Here is a 930-nt window from a genome sequence, read left to right as displayed (position 1 = left end):
TCGACCAGGTGGTGCCGTCGAAGGTGTCGCATCGGACCTGGTTGCCGGTGCCCACGCGGGCGCAGTAGGACACGGTGCCGTCGTCGTTGGTGATCCAGGCGCGGTCGGTGGCGTAGCCCCAGTCCCCGGCTCGGGGTGTCGTGGTGCTGGTCCATCCGGTGGCGGTCTTGACGTTGCAGACCAGCCGCTGATCGTCCTGGACTCCAGCTCGCCCGCACAGGGCGGGGCCCTGCTTGGTGGACAGGTAGGCCCGGTTCTCGGGGTAGGCGACATCGACCGGCTGGGAGGTCGAGGTCGACCAGGTGGTGCCGTCGAAGGTGTCGCATCGGACCTGGTTGCCGGTGCCCACGCGGGCGCAGTAGGACACGGTGCCGTCGTCGTTGGTGATCCAGGCGCGGTCGGTGGCGTAGCCCCAGTCCCCGGCTCGGGGTGTCGTGGTGCTGGTCCATCCGGTGGCGGTCTTGACGTTGCAGACCAGCCGCTGATCGTCCTGGACTCCAGCTCGCCCGCACAGGGCGGGGCCCTGCTTGGTGGACAGGTAGGCCCGATCGGCCGCCTGCCACGCTGCACGGAGCGTAGCTGTTGCCGCAGGACCAAGCTCGGCACCACGACGTGCGGACACCATGTAGGTCCTTGCCTGCCAGGTCAACGATCTCGAATCCACGAACGACGTTGCCGACACCGTCACTGTCAGCCCGGGGGCGGTCACGAGGTAGTTCTCGGCGCCGGCGACGGGCGCCCACGTAACGACCGTGCGGCTGGTGTGCGGCGCGATCGCAAGACTCGTGGGCGCGGATAGAGGCGGTGCGGTGGGTGCGGGTGGGCGGCCGCAGTTCTGGCTGGTCAGGGAGTTGGTGGAGTAGCGGTCGTTGGTGAAGGTGATGCCGCCGGAGGTGTAGGTGCGGGGGGAGGACCAGGTGTATTGGCCGC

At 69.0% G+C, this 930-nt stretch carries 1 protein-coding gene; it reads right to left on the bottom strand.

Annotated features, from left to right (window positions below; all coding sequences use genetic code 11):
- Window positions 1–930 (bottom strand): hypothetical protein (locus FJQ57_RS22805; RefSeq protein ID WP_170219568.1); only part of this gene is annotated, 930 nt, incomplete at both ends.

The sequence above is a fragment of the Nocardioides litoris genome (assembly GCF_006346315.1).
Taxonomy (GTDB): Bacteria; Actinomycetota; Actinomycetes; order Propionibacteriales; family Nocardioidaceae; genus Nocardioides; species Nocardioides litoris.
The sequence above is the reverse complement of the archived record's forward strand: the minus strand, read 5'-3'. Positions and strand labels throughout refer to the sequence as shown.